The 17,002-nt window shown below is 62.3% G+C and carries 14 protein-coding genes and 1 riboswitch; of the genes, 5 read left to right on the plus strand and 9 right to left on the minus strand.

Translation table 11 applies throughout. From position 1 onward, the window contains the following. Positions 1-5 precede the first annotated feature (5 nt). Complete coding sequence (locus tag L6758_RS08975) at positions 6-458, minus strand: hypothetical protein (protein ID WP_185173464.1); 453 nt, start codon at positions 456-458, stop codon at positions 6-8. A gap of 71 nt (positions 459-529) precedes the next feature. Between L6758_RS08975 and L6758_RS08980 the strand changes: the two genes are divergently transcribed. After that, positions 530-1,240 carry a GntR family transcriptional regulator gene (locus L6758_RS08980; protein WP_237205680.1) on the plus strand — a complete coding sequence of 237 codons (711 nt, stop codon included), beginning with the start codon at positions 530-532 and terminating at the stop codon, positions 1,238-1,240. 83 nt (positions 1,241-1,323) lie between these two features. Here L6758_RS08980 and L6758_RS08985 read toward each other — a convergent pair whose 3' ends face one another. The 3 genes from L6758_RS08985 to L6758_RS08995 form a co-directional block, all read right to left on the minus strand. Then, the gene (locus tag L6758_RS08985; RefSeq protein ID WP_237198812.1) at positions 1,324-2,202 is read right to left on the minus strand and encodes a bifunctional methylenetetrahydrofolate dehydrogenase/methenyltetrahydrofolate cyclohydrolase; all 879 of its coding nucleotides are present in this window, start codon (positions 2,200-2,202) and stop codon (positions 1,324-1,326) included. 2 nt (positions 2,203-2,204) lie between these two features. After that, positions 2,205-3,488: a serine hydroxymethyltransferase gene (glyA, locus tag L6758_RS08990; protein ID WP_185173467.1), complete on the minus strand. Its 1,284-nt coding sequence runs from the start codon at positions 3,486-3,488 to the stop codon at positions 2,205-2,207. Positions 3,489-3,737: 249 nt separating this feature from the next. After that, on the minus strand, positions 3,738-4,286 hold the full coding sequence (locus tag L6758_RS08995; protein ID WP_237205681.1) for a TetR/AcrR family transcriptional regulator: 549 nt from the start codon (positions 4,284-4,286) through the stop codon (positions 3,738-3,740). A 230-nt stretch (positions 4,287-4,516) separates the two neighbouring features. Between L6758_RS08995 and L6758_RS09000 the strand changes: the two genes are divergently transcribed. Beyond that, positions 4,517-6,217: a substrate-binding domain-containing protein gene (locus tag L6758_RS09000; RefSeq protein ID WP_237205682.1), complete on the plus strand. Its 1,701-nt coding sequence runs from the start codon at positions 4,517-4,519 to the stop codon at positions 6,215-6,217. A 229-nt stretch (positions 6,218-6,446) separates the two neighbouring features. Here L6758_RS09000 and purH read toward each other — a convergent pair whose 3' ends face one another. Together purH and purN are read right to left on the minus strand one after the other, a co-directional pair. Then, positions 6,447-8,054, minus strand: coding sequence for a bifunctional phosphoribosylaminoimidazolecarboxamide formyltransferase/IMP cyclohydrolase (gene purH, locus L6758_RS09005; protein WP_237205683.1), 1,608 nt, complete (start codon positions 8,052-8,054; stop codon positions 6,447-6,449). A 127-nt stretch (positions 8,055-8,181) separates the two neighbouring features. Then, positions 8,182-8,760, minus strand: coding sequence for a phosphoribosylglycinamide formyltransferase (purN, locus tag L6758_RS09010; RefSeq protein ID WP_237205684.1), 579 nt, complete (start codon positions 8,758-8,760; stop codon positions 8,182-8,184). 111 nt (positions 8,761-8,871) lie between these two features. Here purN and L6758_RS09015 point away from each other — a divergent pair, with 111 nt between their 5' ends. After that, positions 8,872-9,285 (plus strand): hypothetical protein, encoded by a 414-nt coding sequence (locus tag L6758_RS09015; protein ID WP_237205685.1) that lies wholly within the window; start codon positions 8,872-8,874, stop codon positions 9,283-9,285. 194 nt (positions 9,286-9,479) lie between these two features. Here the strand turns inward: L6758_RS09015 and L6758_RS09020 are convergent, their stop codons facing one another. Continuing rightward, a complete protein-coding gene (locus L6758_RS09020) occupies positions 9,480-11,309 on the minus strand; it encodes a cell division protein PerM (protein ID WP_237205686.1) in 1,830 nt (609 codons plus the stop codon). A gap of 112 nt (positions 11,310-11,421) precedes the next feature. Between L6758_RS09020 and L6758_RS09025 the strand changes: the two genes are divergently transcribed. After that, complete coding sequence (locus tag L6758_RS09025) at positions 11,422-12,195, plus strand: SDR family NAD(P)-dependent oxidoreductase (RefSeq protein WP_237205687.1); 774 nt, start codon at positions 11,422-11,424, stop codon at positions 12,193-12,195. 142 nt (positions 12,196-12,337) lie between these two features. Here the strand turns inward: L6758_RS09025 and L6758_RS09030 are convergent, their stop codons facing one another. Together L6758_RS09030 and L6758_RS09035 are read right to left on the minus strand one after the other, a co-directional pair. Further along, a complete protein-coding gene (locus tag L6758_RS09030; protein WP_237205688.1) occupies positions 12,338-12,769 on the minus strand; it encodes a plasmid stabilization protein in 432 nt (143 codons plus the stop codon). Continuing rightward, complete coding sequence (locus L6758_RS09035; RefSeq protein WP_083091505.1) at positions 12,766-12,981, minus strand: nuclease PIN; 216 nt, start codon at positions 12,979-12,981, stop codon at positions 12,766-12,768. The genes L6758_RS09030 and L6758_RS09035 overlap by 4 nt, the downstream gene beginning before the upstream one ends. 35 nt (positions 12,982-13,016) lie before the next feature. Then, positions 13,017-13,144: riboswitch (SAM riboswitch) on the minus strand. A 150-nt stretch (positions 13,145-13,294) separates the two neighbouring features. On the opposite strand from L6758_RS09035, the gene L6758_RS09040 reads away from it, so the two are divergent. Further along, positions 13,295-17,002, plus strand: coding sequence for a DEAD/DEAH box helicase (locus tag L6758_RS09040; RefSeq protein ID WP_237205689.1), 3,708 nt, complete (start codon positions 13,295-13,297; stop codon positions 17,000-17,002).

The following is a 17,002-nucleotide window of genomic DNA, read 5'->3' on the forward strand; positions in this document are numbered from 1 at the left end:
TGTGTTTAGGCCCCTTCACGGGCCAGTTCCATACCGTTCTTAGCGGTGAAGTTAATGGTGTCGATAGCGCGATCAATCATGTCGCGGGAGTTTTCGTCGTTGACCTCAAGCTGCTCGGCAATCACCTTTGACTGCACCAGGCAAATCTGGAAAGAGTGGGCGAGCTTCTCGGTGTGCACATCAGACTCGTACTCGGCGCGCTTCACGGCGTGCTCCTCGTAGGCCTTGCGCTGGGCGACCAGGGTACGGTTGACGTTCACCAGGAGATAGGCTGCGATACCCAGCCAGGCTGCGATAATACCGGCCAGAATCCAACCCAGCACCGACTCTTCGCGGGCTGACTGGACGATAGCCCAGGCCAGCAGGGCAACGAGAATTGCCATGCCGATGCCCGCCCCAATGAGGACGACCTTAGTGTTCTGCTCTTGTGCTGTTTTTTCTGAACCGTTCGACTGCATGACCTCTATTATGTCAAAGGAAGCCAGGCCGCGCTGAATCGCAGGCCCAACTTAAGCGTAAAGTGGGGTACATGATGCCCTCATCACGTGAAACGAAGTACCAGCAGGTCGCCAGGCTCATCGAAGAGCGCTATATCTGCCCGGCCGATGAGAACATGCCCCTGCCCACAGAACGGCAGCTGCAGGATATCTTCTCCGTCTCACGCGACACCGTCCGCCGGGCCCTACGGGAACTAGCTGACGCCGGTCTTATCTACCATGTGCAGGGGTCAGGCACCTACGTTGCCCCGCGCAAGCACCCGATGCGGACGCCGTCCTTGCGCTCTTTCACAGACGACATGGCCGCGCGCGGCCACCGCCCCCACTCCCTCACCCTCACCTGCCACCTCATCGAGGCGCCGCTGGCGGTTCAGCGCGATTTGAATCTGGACGCCGGTGCCAAGGTGATTCAGATTCAGCGGCTGCGGCAGGCGGACGGCTCCCCTATCGCTCTTGAAACCGCCCACTTCCTACCCAAGGCCTTCTCCCATGTGGAGCCTGAGCTGTCTGCCTCGCTCGATGCCCAGATGCGGGCGTCCGGCTTCCAGGTGGAAACCGCAACCGTGCGGGTGGTAGCAACCAACCTGACCCAGGCAGAAGCAGCCCGGCTGGGGGTTCCCCTCGGGGCGGCCGCCTTACGCGTTGAAAAAGTGGGCTACACCGTGCGCGGCCTGCCCGTTGAAAGCACCCAGACCCTCTACCGGGGCGACCGCTACGACTTTGAGATAGAGGTCAAGAGGTAGTTCTTTTTCCGTGAGTGCATACGAGAATCGCCGAGTGCATACGCTGTGGGTATGCACTGGGCGATTCTCGTGGACACTTAGACTTAGGCGGCCTGGCGTTCTGCGGTTTCTACCACGTTGACCAGCAGCATAGCGCGGGTCATGGGGCCCACGCCGCCGGGGTTAGGTGAGTACCAGCTGGCCTTAGCTGCGGCCTCGGGTGAGATGTCGCCGGTCAGCTTCTTCTTGCCGGTCTCGGGGTCCTCGATACGGGAGACACCAACATCGAGCAGGATAGCGCCGTCCTTGACCTGGTCAGCCTTCACGGCGTGGGCAACACCCACGGCGGCCACGATGATATCGGCATCGCGCAGGGCTGCGCTGACGTCCTCGGTGCCGGTGTGCACCAGGGTGGCGGTGGAGTTAACGTCCTTGCGGGTCAGCAGCAGACCCAGGGGTCGGCCTACGGTAATACCGCGGCCCAGCACAGCAACCTTCTTACCCTTCCAGGAGATACCGTGGCGTTCCACCAGCTCAATCACACCGTTAGGGGTGCAGGGCAGGGGCGAGTTCAGGGGTTCACCCACGTTGAGGACGAGGCGACCCAGGTTCATGGGGTGCAGGCCGTCGGCGTCCTTCTCGGGGGCAATCTTCTCAAGAACGCGATTGGTATCGATGTGCTTGGGCAGGGGCAGCTGAACGATGTAGCCGGTGCAGGCCGGGTCGTTGTTCAGCTTTTCGAGCTCAGCTTCAAGCTCTTCCTGGCTGATGGTCTCGGGCAGCTCCACCTTGATGGAGGCAATACCAACCTCAGCGCAGTCGCGGTGCTTACCGCCCACGTAGGAGCGGGAGGCGGGGTCATCGCCCACCAGCACGGTCGCCAGACCGGGGGTAACGCCCTTTTCTTTCAGGGTAGCTACGCGCTCGGCGAGTTCGCTCTTAATCTGGGCGGCGGTAGCGGTGCCGTCAAGAATCTGCGGCATGTTTACCACTCCTCGATACCGGAGTAGAGGGGGAACTTCTCGCACAGGGCGGTGACGCGCTCGCGCTGGGCTGCGACGTCGACGCCGGGCTTGAGGGTTTCGGCGATGATATCGGCGACCTCGGTGAAGGCCTCAGCATCGAAGCCGCGGGTTGCCAGGGCGGGGGTGCCGATGCGCAGGCCGGAGGTAACCATGGGCGGACGGGGGTCGTTGGGCACTGCGTTACGGTTGACGGTGATACCGGCTTCGTGCAGCAGGTCTTCTGCCTCGCGGCCGTTGATTTCGGCGTCGCGCAGGTCAACCAGAACCAGGTGAACGTCGGTGCCACCGGAGATGACCTTAACGCCGGCCTCTGCCATGTCGGCCTGGTTCAGGCGGTCAGCCAGAATCTTGGCGCCTTCGAGGGTGCGGGCCTGGCGGTCCTTGAACATGTCGGAAGCAGCAATCTTGAAGGCGGTGGCCTTACCGGCGATAGCGTGCATGAGGGGGCCGCCCTGCTGGCCGGGGAAGACAGCCGAGTCGATCTTCTTCTTCAGGTCTTCAACACACATGATGAAGCCGGAGCGGGGGCCTGCCAGGGTCTTGTGGACGGTGGAGGACACCACGTGGGCGTGGGGGACGGGGTTGGGGTGCAGGCCAGCAGCGACCAGGCCGGCGAAGTGGGCCATATCGACCCAGAGGTAGGCACCGATTTCGTCGGCGATAGCGCGGAAGGCAGCGAAGTCCAGCTGACGGGTGTAGGCCGACCAGCCGGCGATAATGACCTTGGGCTTCTCGGCCAGGGCCAGTTCGCGGACCTCGTCCATGTTCACGCGGCCGGTTTCTTCGTCCACGCCGTAGGCAACAACCTCGTAGAGCTTGCCCGAGACGTTGAGCTTCATACCGTGGGTCAGGTGACCACCGTGGGCCAGGGACAGGCCCATAATCTTGTCGCCGGGGGTCAGCAGGGCGTGCATGACGGCGTTGTTCGCCTGGGCGCCAGAGTGGGGCTGCACGTTGGCGTGGTCGGCACCGAAGAGGGCCTTGGCGCGGTCGATAGCAAGCTGCTCCACCACGTCAACAAATTCGCAGCCGCCGTAGTAGCGGCGGCCGGGGTAACCTTCGGCGTACTTGTTAGTCAGAACAGAACCCTGAGCTTCAAGCACAGCGCGGGGAGCGAAGTTCTCTGAAGCAATCATTTCGAGGGTGTTCTGCTGGCGTTCCTGCTCGTGCTGGATAGCTTCAGCGACCTCGGGGTCTACCTCGGCCAGGGGCAGGTTGGTGACGTTGGGTGAAAGGTTGGTCATGCCACTTCCTTGAGTATGGTGGATCAGTTTCTTCTGCTTATCTGTACGAGGGGATACAGAAGATCACGTGATGCTTTAACCGAGCGGCGCGTGTGAGCGCACTCTACTTTTAAGTGTATGTGACCTAGCTAGCGAGAGCCCGCTGCCCCGGCAGATTTGAGATAATTTTCAGGTTTTTGCCCTCTCCGCTTTTAAGCTGCGCGGACGCCGGTGAGCTGCTCACCGGCGTCCGCGCAGGAAAAAGGGAGGCTAGGCCTGCCGCAAAATGGTGCGGGCAAATTCAAAGTAGCTTTGGGCGTCAAAGTCGCGCACGGTGCTGGCCTGCACCACAAAGCCGGTGAGCACAGACAGGACTGCCGAGCCCAGCATCTGCAACCAGGTTTCTAGCTCCGAGGGGGAAAAATCGAGTTCGGTCTCAGCCCAGACCCGGTAGCTCGCCACTACGCGGGAGCGCAAGAAGCCCAACTGTTCGTCCACGACCTCAGCGACCTCAGGTACCGTCACGGCCTCTCCCCAGGTAATCGCTAAAAAACGCGTGAGCTGCTCGTCGTCCCGCAGGGTCACCAGACAGCGCTCCACAAATTCCCAGGGCAGCTCATCGCTGCGCGCCTCAAACTGAGAGAGATCTACCCGGGCAGCCGCAGCCATAATCTCGGTTTTCCCCGAAAAGTGGTTATAAATCGCCCCTGCAGATAAGCCCGAGGCTGCAATCACCTCGCTCATCGAGGCCTGCTGATACCCTTTCTGCATAAACACAGCACGGGCAGCCTCAACAAGCTCGGCACGACGGGAACGCATATACTCTTCACTGACTTTCGGCACCCTCCCATTTTAAAGCACAGCGGCCCACCACCACCGTCCTATAAACCCCGTCACCAACGCCCCTTTCTTGCTACACTAAAGGGCGAACCAGCGGCGCTACCCAGCAGTAGTTAGCCGCGCATGCGAGTACCTCATCAGTCGCACCTGCTGAGGGACCCCCGCTCGCACACCCCACCGCACAGCATTAGGGAAGAGGCACCCACCCCATGGTGAACACCGCCAAATCGCGCCGTCAAGAGCGTATTGAGAAGCAGAAGAAGAATAGCCGCAAGTGGATTGCAACCGGCGCTGCAGCCATCATTTTGCTCTGCGGCGGCGCTATCGCCTACACCAACATCACCTCTGATAGGGAACAGTCAACGACCAGCGGCCAAACCGTTCCGGCTGCCTGCTCAACCACCCAGGCCGTCACCGTGGCTACCACCGAACCTATGGCAGCAGCGCTGAAGGCTATGCCCGTGGACGAGGACACCTGCATCACCCTCGACATCACCACCAATAAGACCGCCAGCGATGTACTCACCGAGTCAACCAGCGGCACAGCAACCACCAACCTCTGGATTCCTGACTCCACCACCCGCGCTGAGCTGGCCATGAGCGAAGCCAACACCGGCCTAACTCCCCTTGCTGAGTCTCTTGCCCAGACCCCCGGCGTCATCGTGTCAGAAGATAACACCAGCTACGGCACCTGGCTCGAAGCTCTCAAGGCTGAAGATACCGTCAGCATGGGTGACCCCAAGGAGGACCCCGGCGCTTTCGCGGCCCTGCTCGGGGGTATCTCTGAGGCGTCAGCGGGTACCGTTAGCGTTGAGGACCTCACCGGTGGCACTACGCTGCGTGCCCAGAGCATCGGTGTTACTGAAGCCGCTCAGAGCGCTACCGAGCTGCTGACCGATGTGGATAATGGCACCAAGGACGCCGCAATCGTCACCGAGGCTGACTACGCAGCCTATGCCTCAGCCCACGCAGATTCCGGGCTGACCGCGACTGTGCCCGGCGACGGCTCTTTTGCTCTCAACTACCCCCTCTACCAGGCGTCCTCCAGCAATAACACCACTATCGATGAGGCGGCCCAGCAGATTATCGACTTCATGGGTAGCGAGGACGGCAAGCAGGCCCTGGCAGCTGCTGGCTTGCGCGCAGCGGACGGCCAGGAGCTAGAAGGCGAATACAGCGTCGGTAGCTTTGCGGCGCTGACTCCCAGCAACCAGGATGTGCTCACCCAGGTCTGGACCTCTTACTCCCTGCAGTCTGCGCCGCTGAACGCTCTGGTGGTGCTCGATGCGTCAGGTTCTATGCTGCTGCCGGTAGCTGGTACCGACAAGTCCCGTATGGATATCACCGTTGAGTCTGTGCTGGCAGGTTCCCAGCTTTTCCCGGCCCGCGATTCTATGGGCCTGTGGAAGTTCTCCCGTGACCTTACTCTGCCCGACGGTTCTGTTTCTGATTACCAGGAGCTGGTACCCGTGCGCGGCTTTGAAGAAACTGTAGACGGTAAGACCCAGCGGGTGCTCCTACAGGAGGCTGGCTCGGGTATTGCCGCGACCATTGACCCCAACGGGCACACGGCTCTCTACGATACGACTTTGGCAGCCTTCCGCTCCGCTAAGGAGAACTACGCCTACGGTTCGGTAAACGCAGTGATCATGCTGACCGATGGAGAGAACATCGATGATGGTTCAATTAGCCAGGAAGAACTGATTTCTACCATTCAGGCGGAGCAGGACCCGGCTAACCCGGTCTTCATCATCATGATTGGTGTCTCTGAGGACGCGGATATGAACGCCCTGACCACTATCGCCCAGAGCGTCGGCGGCGAGGCCCATATGGCGTCCTCCCCCACCGATGTGCAGCGCATCTTCGCTGAAGCCCTCACCGGCATCTCGGACGCAGCTGCGCAGCAGTAGGGTTCTTACATCACCATAATAAAAGTCCGCCCCTCCGTACGTGGAGGGGCGGACTTTTTATAAGCGTTTTGATTCCCGAAGAGATAGGGCGGGCTCATAGCGAAGCTGCTGGCTCCGGGGCTGGCGTGAATCGCGCGTGAGCGTCAGCGAACCTGCGAGAGGGTCGGCAGCGAGCATGAGCCTGCCCTATCTTCGTCACGAATAAGCTAACCTAATTCGTTTGGAAGGCCTAGTGGAAGAAGTGACGAGCTCCGGTGAAGTACATAGTCACTCCCGCTTCCTTGGCTGCAGCGATGACCTCTTCATCGCGGATGGAGCCGCCGGGCTGTACGACTGCGCGGACGCCGGCGTCCAGGAGTACCTGGAGGCCGTCGGCGAAGGGGAAGAAGGCGTCTGAGGCTGCGACGGAGCCGCGGGCGCGTTCGGCGCCTTCTGCGAGGGTGTTGGCGCGTTCGACGGAGAGGCGGCAGGAATCAACGCGGTTGACCTGGCCCATGCCGATGCCGACGGCAGCTCCGTCGTTGGCGAGCAGGATGGCGTTGGATTTGGCGGCGCGTAGGGCCTTCCAGGCGAATTCGAGGTCGGCGAGGGTGGCTTCGTCGGCGGCGTCACCGGCGACGAGCTGCCAGTTTTCGACCTTGTCACCGTCGGCGTGTAGGCGGTCGGCGTCCTGGAAGAGGGCGCCGCCGGAGACCTGGCGGTATTCGATGGTGTCGCGGGCGAAGCCTTCGGGGAGCTGGAGGATGCGCAGGTTCTTTTTGGTCTGCAGGATTTCCAGGGCTTCGGGGGCGTAGGAGGGGGCGATGATGACCTCGGTGAAGATGCCCTTGACGGTTTCTGCCATGGCTGCGGTAACTTCGCGGTTGGCTGCGATGACGCCGCCGTAGGCTGAGAGGGGGTCGCAGGCGTGGGCCTTGGCGTGGGCGTCGGCGATGGGGTCGGCTGCGTCTGCTGCGCCGATGGCGATGCCGCAGGGGTTGTTGTGCTTGATGATGGCGACGGCAGGTTCGTCGAAATCGTAGGCGGCGCGTAGGGCGGCGTCACCGTCGACGTAGTTGTTGTAGCTCATGGCCTTGCCGCCGAGCAGTTCTGCCTGGGCGATGCCGGGGGTTGCAGCGGGGTCGACGTAGAGGGCGCCTGCCTGGTGGGGGTTTTCGCCGTAGCGCAGGGATTCGGAGCGTTCGAAGGCGAGTCCGGCGAAGGGGGGCCAGTAGTTGGCGTCTTCGTCCTGTTCGAACTGGGCTGCGGTCCAGGTGGCGACTGCGGTGTCGTAGGCGGCGGTGTGGGCGAAAGCGGCGGACGCCAGGCGGCGGCGTTCTGCAAGGTTGAAGCCACCTGCCTTGGCGGCTTCAACGACCTGGCCGTACTTGGCGGGGTCTACGACGATAGCGACGGCGTCGTGGTTCTTGGCTGCTGCGCGCACCATGGAGGGGCCGCCGATGTCGATTTTTTCGATGATGGCGTCCTGGTCGGCACCGGAGGCTACAGTTTCAACGAAGGGGTAGAGGTTGACGACGACCAGGTCGAAGGCCTCGATGTCCATGTCTTTGAGGGTGTCGATGTGGTCCTGCTTGCGGCGGTCTGCCAGGATGCCAGCGTGGACGCGGGGGTGCAGGGTTTTGACGCGGCCTTCGAGGCATTCGGGGAAGCCGGTGATGTCGGAGACTTCGGTGACGGGCACGCCGGCTGCGGCGATGGTGGAGGCGGTTGAACCGGTGGAGACAATAGCGACGCCGGCTTCGTGCAGGCCCTTTGCTAGGTCTTCAAGGCCGGTCTTGTCGTAGACAGAGATGAGGGCACGCTTGAGCGGTACGCGGTCGAGCTCAATGAGACTCACAGATTAACTCCGTTTCTTTTGCTGCCGGGTTGGGCCGGGTCAGCAGGTGGTTACGTGGGTGTGAGTCGTTTTGGTAAGGAGCCCCGACCCTAGGCCCAGCCCCGTGGTGCGGGGCTAAACTTGTGGGTTAGGCTGGTTCGCCGTTGAGGTCTTGAGCTAGGCGGGCGATGGTTTCTACCAGGAGCACTCGCTCTTTGACCTTGATACGCTCGTGCAGGGTTTCTTCGGTGTCGTCATCGAGGACGTCGACGGCGGCTTGGGCCAGGATGGGGCCGGTGTCGACGCCGGAGTCGACCAGGTGCACGGTGAGCCCGGTGACTTTGACCCCGTGGGCAAGGGCGTCGCGCACGCCGTGGGCTCCTGGGAAGGACGGCAGCAGGGCGGGGTGGGTGTTGATGATGCGGTTTTTGAAGCGGTCAACGAGCTGGGCGTCGACGATGCGCATGAAGCCGGCGAAGATGATGTAGTCGCCGCCGTAGCTGGCAATTTTTTCTTCCAGGGCGCGGTTCCAGGCTTCGCGGGTGTCGTAGCTGGAAGGTTCTACGAGGAAGGTCTCGATTCCGGCTGCTTCTGCTCGTTCGATTCCCAGGCAGGGCTTGTCGGCACCCACGGCCAGGACCGTGGCGTTCAGGTCGCCGACTGCTACGGAGTCAAGGATGGACTGTAAATTTGTGCCCGATCCGGACACCATCACCACAATGCGCATACAGAAAAGTTTATCGCATGCGAGCGCCAACACACTGCCGCGTTTTCATGCTGAGACGCCAGCAGTTTGTGCTGTGTGAGGCGGGTGGCAGAGCGCGGTAAGGTGGTAGGTATGTCTGACACCGTGCGTCCTTCTGCCCAGCTGCCCTCTGACCGTGTGCTTGAGAATATCAAGGTGTGGTCCCGCCTGTCGTTTTTGGCGATGGTTGCTACGGTGGCTAGCACCTCGTACCCGGGCTGGTTTGCCGCGGTAACAGCGACCCTGGCGGTGCTGACCTTCACTCTTGCCACGGTGACCCTGGTGAAAATGGTGGGGGCTAAGTTTCCCGCTTTTTCGGTGGTGCTCATGGTCATGGTGATGCTCTGGTCGCTCTTTTTGGGCTTCGCCGCGCTGGTTCAGCTGATTTTTGTGGACGCCACCATCGCCTACGCGGAATGCCTGCAGCAGGCTGTGACCCTGAGCCGCCAGCAGCAGTGCACCTCGCAAATGAGCGACGGCCTGCTGCAGCAGCTCATGGGGCAGTAAGTTTTGAGTAGTTACCTTATACGCAAAGGTGGCCCAGACTCACGCTCGCTGCCGACCCTCTCGCCCGGTTCGCTAGCGCTCACAAGGGCGATTCACGCCCCGCCTTGCGGCGGATTCCGTTCGCTCTTGTGTGCTGACGCACCCGCTCACTCCATCGAGCCAGCAGCTTCGCTGCGAGTCTGGGCCACCTCTTACTAAGCTTCAGTTTCCTTGCCCGTGCCTTCTGCCAGCTCTTCGAGGCGTTTTTGGCGGCGGGCACGCAGGGACTTAGGACGCTTCACCACGGGCCGGAAGGGCACAGCGGGTTCTTCAGTTTCAGTCTCGGGTGTAGCCTCTGCTTCTGCTTCACCAGATGCGGTATCTTCAGCTTCGTTTTCAGGCGCTACTTCCTCAGTCTCAGGAGCAGCTTCATCGCTCTCGGCCGGCTCGTCGCTCTCGGCCGGCTGGGTCTGCTCACGGTCAGCCATGATGCGGGCCAGCGCCAGCGCAGCGGCGCCCTTCTCGCTGGAGGCCGCAACCGACCCGCCCTCAGCGGGGGTCTTATCACCGGCGTCCTGATTCTCTAGCTCACCCGGTTCTACGTCTACCTGCTCGGTGGCATCCGGCTGGGCAGTGTCCGGCTGGTCAGCCCCAGCCTTTTTTGCCTTACGCTCGGCGCGGGCCGCTGCCTTCTGTGCCTTGGCCTCGGCGCGGGCTGCGCGCTTCTGCTCGCGGGTGGGCTTGGCCTGGGCAAATCGCTCCAGTTCACCGGAGGTGTCGCGCACCAGCAGGTGGGCAAGGCCCAGCCCCAGCATGGTACCGGCCGCCAGCAGCACGGCAGAGAAGGCCCCAAAGGTGAGGGGGTGCGGGCCGATCGCCGTGAAGCGTCCCAGCCCCAGCGACCCGTTAGCGGCCCAGCCCAGCAGGGTGGTCAGAAGGAAGGTCGGCAGCAGGGTCAGGACGGCAAGCCCCAGGGTAGAGAGGGGCCAAGACAGCCAGCGGAACCGAATCTTGAGGGAAAGCCACTCGTCAAAGTGGTTTTCGCCTTCGCGGAAGAACCACCAGCCGCCCAGGGCACCGGCGGCTAGGGGCACGGCAAGGGCCAGGTAGCCCCAGGGTTCGGACGCGTGCGGCAGCGCCCCCAGCACCGGCAGGGAGGGCATGACCCCCACGTTGGTGCCGGTCAGGTCAACGGAGGTGCCGGTGCCCAGGGCAAAGCCTGCGCCGGAGCTCCACGCCATGGAGTAGACCACCAGGTTCACGAGCAAACCCAGCTGCAGCAGGGTTAGGGCTAGGCCGCCGACGGCACCAGCGTGCAGGGTCTGATAAAGGGAGACGACGTCGTCCCAGTGCCAGAAGAGGGTGACCACCAGCAGCAGGGCGCCACCGGCCACAAAGGCCAGTACGCTCACCAGGGCCGCCCTCAGCAGGGCCCAGACGTAGGAGCCTGCCCAGCGGGAATACTGGCTGAATTTCTTCACCCAGTCGGCCGCGTTCACACCGATCATGGCGGCTAGCGAGCGCGATTCGGCGTACCCGCCCAAGATAATGCCCAGGGCAGCTACCCAGAGGGGTATCAGGGCAGCAAGGACGGGTGAGGTGGAGAAGAAGTCGTTAGTGGACAGCAGGCTCACCCCTGCGCCCACCACGGCGTAGGCGAGAAGACCACCGGCCAGGGGCTGCCAGAACTGGCCCTCGTAGCTGGCGCGGGCCAGGCGGCGGCCGGAGCGGTAGCAGAGGGCTAGGGGGATCAGGGTGAGGCCCAGGGGGACTAGGCTCATGGTGCCGGTCACCGCCGAGAAGACCCCCTGCTCGGGGATATCCATGTTCAGGGGCACACCGTGAACCAGCAGCCACAGGTGCCCGGCCACAGAGACAGCACCGGCTAGGGTACCGCTGCTGTTGAAGCCGTTGGTGTACCAGACCGCCACCAGGAGCAGGACGACGGTGAGGTAAGAGGCCAGCGCCACGAGGGCAAGCTCAACTGAGCCCTGCAGCCACAGGGGCATAGGGAGGGAATGTTTGGGGTGAGCGGTGGTATTCATCGTCTTTCATCATGTCATGTTTCTCTGTTGTGTGCCTGATGGCTCCGGTAAACAGGGTAAGAGTGCGGTGAAGATAACCGGCCCAGCTCGCCCCGGCGGTAGAGTGGGAGCCATGAGCAGTGAAACTTCATATGTGATGATTACCGGCGCTTCGGCAGGTATCGGTGCCGAGTTTGCCCGCCAGTATGCAGCAGCCGGGTACAACCTGGTACTCACCGCCCGGCGGGCCGATGCTCTAGAAGACCTAGCGGGCCAGCTGCGCGACAGGTTCGCGGTGGACGTTGAGGTAACCCCTGCCGATTTGCTGGTGGCGCAGGACGTCGCCCGCCTGGTTGAGCGCCTACAGCAGGTTGAGTGCCCCGTTGAGATACTGGTCAATAATGCGGGTTTCGGGCTTGGCAAGAGCTTTGATGCCGCACCGGTAGAGCGCCACCTAGACCAGGTCGACGTACTGGCTAGGGTCCCGCTCCAGCTCATGCACACCGCAATTGTTGCCATGCTGCCTCGCGGACGGGGTCGCATTATTAACGTCGCCTCGGTGGCAGCCTTTACCCCCGGTGGTACCTACTCGGCAGTTAAACGTTTTCTGGTGGTGGCCTCAGAATCGGCCCACCTGCAGTATTCACATCGGGGTATCCATGTAACGGCCCTATGTCCGGGTCTAACCCGCTCAGAGTTCCACGATGCCATGGGCCAGGGCGAGCCCCGTCTACCGGACTTTTTATGGCTGAGCCCCCAACGGGTTGTTGCCGAAGGTATCGCTGCGGTCACGGTAGGTAAGCCGATCTGTGTGCCGTCCTTACCCTACAAACTAACGGTCGCAGCCGCACGGGTGCTACCCCGCCGGCTGGTGGCAGCTGCGATAGCGAGAACGCGAGACTATTAGATAAGGTTCCGCAGGCTCACAGCGAAGCTGCTGGCTCGGCGGCTGGCGTGAATCGCTTGTGAGCGAAGCGAACCAGCGAGAGGGTCGGCAGCGAGCGTGAGCCTGTGGAACCCGTGAGCCTGTGGAACCTATGTTGCGGAATCTAGTCTTCCCAGGGATCCACCGCCGGGACGCCCCAGGACTTATAAATCTCGGCCTTGCTCGAAATAATCTCAAGCTGGTGGACGGTGGCGGTGGCTGCCATCAGGCCCTCAAGGGCTGCTGTGGCGAGAGGGGCGGGGCGCTGCCCGCCAACCAGGTGGAGGTGCTTCTCGGCGTGGCGTCCGGCCCACTCTAGCGCTACCTTCGCGTCAACCTCTAGGACGTGGGAGTCGAAGCGGTCCATGAGCTCAGCGAGCCAGCGTTCGGTTTCTGGGTAGGGGTAGAGGCCCTTGAGCTCACCGAGGCTGAGCACCGAGATGTACATGGTGCGGTAGGAGCGGCGGCGCAGGCAGTTCACTACCTGCGGGTGCGGGGTGGCCTTGCGGATCTCAGCAAGGACATCGGAATCGAGAAGCAGACCTACCTGGCTCATGCAGCTTTCAGAACACCGTACTCAGTTGCAGGGATACCGCTGGGGTTGGGGGCCAGCAGGAAGTTGAGGAATTCGCTGCGCTCGTTGGAGATGCGGGTGTAGTCCTGGATGCTCATTGCGGTGTAGCCGCCGCGGGCGGGTACAGAGGCAGCAGAGATGTTCTTCTGAACGGTGATGTGAGGACGGTGGGCGTGAGGTCGAGCGTTTGACATGCCGTCGTTGCGCGTAAAGTGCGCATTCCTTTCGAAACTTGCTCTTGCCTGCACCAAACAGCGCCGAAATGCGCGATGCAGACCGCTTCGTCATCCGAGCCACCCGTGAACATGGGGTTGGCGTTCAACCAAAGTCGGAGCTTGACAGTTGAATCTCTTGAAGCTGGTAAAAGCATAACCCGCTGTTGGCGCTTCTGTAAACACCGGTCTCAGAAATTTTTCTTACTGTGACGAACCTGCCCGTGGGCGCTGTGGGTAAGGCGGTGCGATACGCTAGAAGACTAGGTATTTGCTCTGTTGTGAAGGTGTGCCTGTGTCTACTTCTTTCCCTGAAATCCCGGTGACAGCCCCCGCCATTATTCGGCAGGTGGGCTCTGGTGCCTACACGCGGGGGCAGCGGTATATGCGGGAGGGTAACGTCATTCGTTACACCTATGACGAGCAGTCGCGGGTGCTGGAGGGGCAGGTGGCTGGCTCTGGTTCTGCCCCCTACACCGCGCGGGTGGCTTTCCCTGCGGAGGTCACCGCGGGCTCCTATGCTTTTTCGGCGACCTGTTCCTGCCCGGTGGCCCATAACTGCAAGCATGCGGTGGCGCTGATGCTGACCGCAATCGACCGTACGGCCAAGGCTAAGCGGGCTATGACGGCGTCCTCAAGTACCTGGAAGACCACAGCGAGCGCCGACGAGAAGGTGCAGGAGATCCTGGAGATGGCCGATACGGTGGGCCTGCAGCGGGCTGCAGATCTGCTGAGGGAACACCGGGGCGAGCAGGCGAGTGCCGGTACCGAGGAGCAGGCGGACGCCGGTGCTCGGGCTGGGCAGTCCCTGCCGGCTTGGCGGCGGTCCCTGGCCCATTCTCTTGCTGCCCGCCCCAGCTACGATAGCCGCAACCACCGGGTGACCGGTGCCCTTGATTTGCGCCTGGTGGTGCCCGGTAAGTACGGGTGGACCAAGAACATCGGGGCGCCCCGCGTATCGCTTGAAGCTCGGCCCCTGATGATGGGGGCCCGCGGCAAGTGGATTAAGGGCGGTTTGAGCTGGGAGAAGTTTTCGGGCTCTGCCGCCGGGTCGGCGGGAACCGGTCTGCTCCCCGAGCACGCGGCCTGGTTCAATGAGTTTTACGCGGTGATTCGGGGCTCCCAGTCCATCTACTCCTCCCACCGCGACTGGGCTTCTATCTCGAATGTGGATTCTTCCCTGCTCTGGCAGATGCTGGAATCTGCTAGCGAGGTGGGCCTGTCTATCCTCTTAGACGGCAAAGAAACCGGTCTGACTATCGCGAGCGCTCCCCAGGTTGAACTGGTCCTTGAACCGGTACCCGAGCGGGGGTCGTCCGCCGATGCCCTGCGCCTGACTCCCCTGCTCCGCTGGGGGGCCTACACCCTGCCCGCTAGTTTTACCCACAAGCTGGGCAATAACAGGCAGGGCTTTATCGCCCTGGGCGGGGCGGCCCAGGAGACCTATGTGAAGGCTGCGGCCGCTGCCCGCTGGGAGTCCACCCTGCCCTCGGCTCTGGCCCAGGCTGAGGACGTAGCGCCCACGGACCGCCCCTCCTGGCTCACCGCCGACTCCGAGCTGGTGCTCATTCCCCTAGCTGAGCCGCTGGATGCGGTTGCCGAATCCCTGATATCCGGTGAGCCGGTCACCGTGCCGGCTACCGACGTCCCCGCCTTCTTTGCCGACTACTACCCTGCCCTCACCCGGGCACTGCCCATCTCAACGAGCAGCGAAGATCTTGAGCTGCCTGCCGTCCGTATGCCCACCCTGGTGCTGAGCATTGCCTTTGACGAGCCGGGCCCGCCCTTCACCGCCCACACCGCCTGGCACTGGGAGTACCCGGTCAACCCCACCGGCGACGACAGCGACTTTCTCAGGCTCGATGCCCTGGGCTACCCCGGCGAAGACCGGGCCGATGTGCGCGATACCGCCCACGAGTACCGGGTGCTCAAAGAGGTTAAGAAGATTCGCCCCGGCGTGCCCTTCACCCGCCACTACACCGAGAACTGGGGCACCCGCACCCTGCTCGAAACCTATGTGCCCGACTACGAGCAGATTGAGGGTGTGCGGGTCGATATCAAGGGCCCAAAACCTGAGTTCCGTGAGCTTGACGAAGCCCCCGAAATCATCGTCACTGTGGACGACACCCGCCGCCGCGACTGGTTCGGGCTGGGCGTCGCTATCAAGGTCGGGGACTGGCATGTGGCCTTCTCAGAGGTCGTTGCTGCCCTGGCCAAGGGCCAAACCCACCTGCTCCTGGGCAATGGCCAGTACTTTGCCCTTGACCGGCCCGAATTCATGAAATTACAAGAGCTGTTGCGCGAAGCCGCTCAGCTCACCGATAAAACCGGGCCGCTTGAAATCAACCGCCACCAGGTAGGCCTGTGGGAAGAACTCGAAGAGCTGGCCGCCGAAACCCAGACCGTGGCTGCCTGGGATGAGCAGGTCTCTGCCCTGCTCAACCTCGATGACCACTCCCCCGCCGACGTGCCCACCACCCTACAGGCCACCCTGCGCCCCTACCAGGTAGAGGGCTACCAGTGGCTGGCCTTCCTCTGGGAACACGGCTTAGGCGGGGTGCTGGCCGATGACATGGGCCTGGGTAAAACCCTGCAAACCATCGCCCTCTTCCTGCACGCCCAGCAGAAAAAGCAGGACGCTGCCAGCTCGCTGGGTGCCGCCCACCAGCCCGGCACACCAGAAGGTGGGGCGGACGCGTCCTCCCCCTTCCTGGTGGTCGCCCCCACCTCGGTGGTGCCCAACTGGGTGCGGGAAATCAAGCGTTTTGCCCCCTCCCTCACGGTAGTGGGGGTGGAAGAGTCGGTACGAAAGTCGAAACGGCGACTGGCCGATACCGTTGCCGGAGCCGATGTTGTGGTGACCAGCTACGCCCTCTTCCGGCTCGATGAAGAACACTACTTTGAGATGGGTAGTCAGCAGCCCTTTGAGGGGCTGGTGCTTGATGAGGCCCAGTTCGTCAAAAACGCCAAAACCAAGGCTCACCAGGCCGCCCGTGATCTGCCAGCCCGCGTCAAGATTGCGGTCACCGGCACCCCCATGGAAAACAACCTCATGGAATTATGGTCCATGTTCTCTATCGCTGCCCCGGGGCTCTTCCCCTCGGCCCGCGCCTTTAAGGACGTCTACGCCACCCCCATCGAATCAGGGGAAGAGACCAAGGCCCTGGGCAGGCTGCGCCGCCGGATCCGTCCGCTCATGAAGCGCCGCACCAAAGAACTGGTGGCCGCCGACCTGCCCGAGAAGACCGATATGCGGATCGATGTACCCCTGGCACCAGCCCACCGCAAGGCCTACGACACCCACCTGCAGCGCGAGCGCCAGAAGATTCTGGGCCTGTTGGAGGATATCGATAAGAACCGTTTCACCATCTTCCAGTCCCTCACTACCCTGCGCCGCCTGGCCCTCGATGCCACCCTGATTGACGCCGAACGCTACTCCGGGGTGGAGTCTTCTAAACTGGACTACCTGGAAGAAAACCTGCCCGAAATTATCCACGACGGCCACCGGGCCCTGATCTTCAGCCAGTTCACCGGCTATCTGAAGAAAATCGCGGCAAGGCTCTCGGACCTGGGCATCCCCTATCTTTACCTGGATGGCTCCACCCGAAACCGCGGGGAGCTCCTTGAAGGGTTTGAGGCGGGCACCGCCCCTGTCTTCCTGATCTCCCTGAAGGCAGGTGGCTTTGGCCTGAATCTAACCAGCGCCGACTACTGCTTCATCATGGACCCCTGGTGGAACCCGGCTGCCGAGCAGCAGGCCGTTGACCGCGTGCACCGTATCGGGCAGACCAAGAACGTGATGGTCTACCGCCTGGTATCGGCGGGCACCATCGAAGAGAAGGTCATGGAACTCAAGGAGTCCAAGGCCGCCCTCTTTGATGCTGTGGTCGATGAGGGGGCTTTCTTTGCCTCCCAGCTCACCGCTGCCCAGATACGCGACCTGCTAGCGGCCCCCGAACCGGACGCCGGTCAGGGCGCCGTCTCAGAGAAGAAAGGAGAGTAA

The sequence above is a fragment of the Rothia nasimurium genome, from assembly GCF_928382285.1.
Classification (GTDB): domain Bacteria; phylum Actinomycetota; class Actinomycetes; order Actinomycetales; family Micrococcaceae; genus Rothia; species Rothia nasimurium_E.

Bases quoted from the DNA above. Each gene is read 5' to 3' on its own strand.
- L6758_RS08975 (WP_185173464.1), bottom strand. From the start codon at position 458: ATGCAGTCGAACGGTTCAGAAAAAACAGCACAAGAGCAGAACACTAAG.
- L6758_RS08980 (WP_237205680.1), top strand. From the start codon at position 530: ATGATGCCCTCATCACGTGAAACGAAGTACCAGCAGGTCGCCAGGCTC.
- L6758_RS08985 (WP_237198812.1), bottom strand. From the start codon at position 2,202: ATGCCGCAGATTCTTGACGGCACCGCTACCGCCGCCCAGATTAAGAGC.
- glyA (WP_185173467.1), bottom strand. From the start codon at position 3,488: ATGACCAACCTTTCACCCAACGTCACCAACCTGCCCCTGGCCGAGGTA.
- L6758_RS08995 (WP_237205681.1), bottom strand. From the start codon at position 4,286: ATGCGTTCCCGTCGTGCCGAGCTTGTTGAGGCTGCCCGTGCTGTGTTT.
- L6758_RS09000 (WP_237205682.1), top strand. From the start codon at position 4,517: ATGGTGAACACCGCCAAATCGCGCCGTCAAGAGCGTATTGAGAAGCAG.
- purN (WP_237205684.1), bottom strand. From the start codon at position 8,760: ATGCGCATTGTGGTGATGGTGTCCGGATCGGGCACAAATTTACAGTCC.
- L6758_RS09015 (WP_237205685.1), top strand. From the start codon at position 8,872: ATGTCTGACACCGTGCGTCCTTCTGCCCAGCTGCCCTCTGACCGTGTG.
- L6758_RS09020 (WP_237205686.1), bottom strand. From the start codon at position 11,309: ATGAATACCACCGCTCACCCCAAACATTCCCTCCCTATGCCCCTGTGG.
- L6758_RS09025 (WP_237205687.1), top strand. From the start codon at position 11,422: ATGAGCAGTGAAACTTCATATGTGATGATTACCGGCGCTTCGGCAGGT.
- L6758_RS09030 (WP_237205688.1), bottom strand. From the start codon at position 12,769: ATGAGCCAGGTAGGTCTGCTTCTCGATTCCGATGTCCTTGCTGAGATC.
- L6758_RS09035 (WP_083091505.1), bottom strand. From the start codon at position 12,981: ATGTCAAACGCTCGACCTCACGCCCACCGTCCTCACATCACCGTTCAG.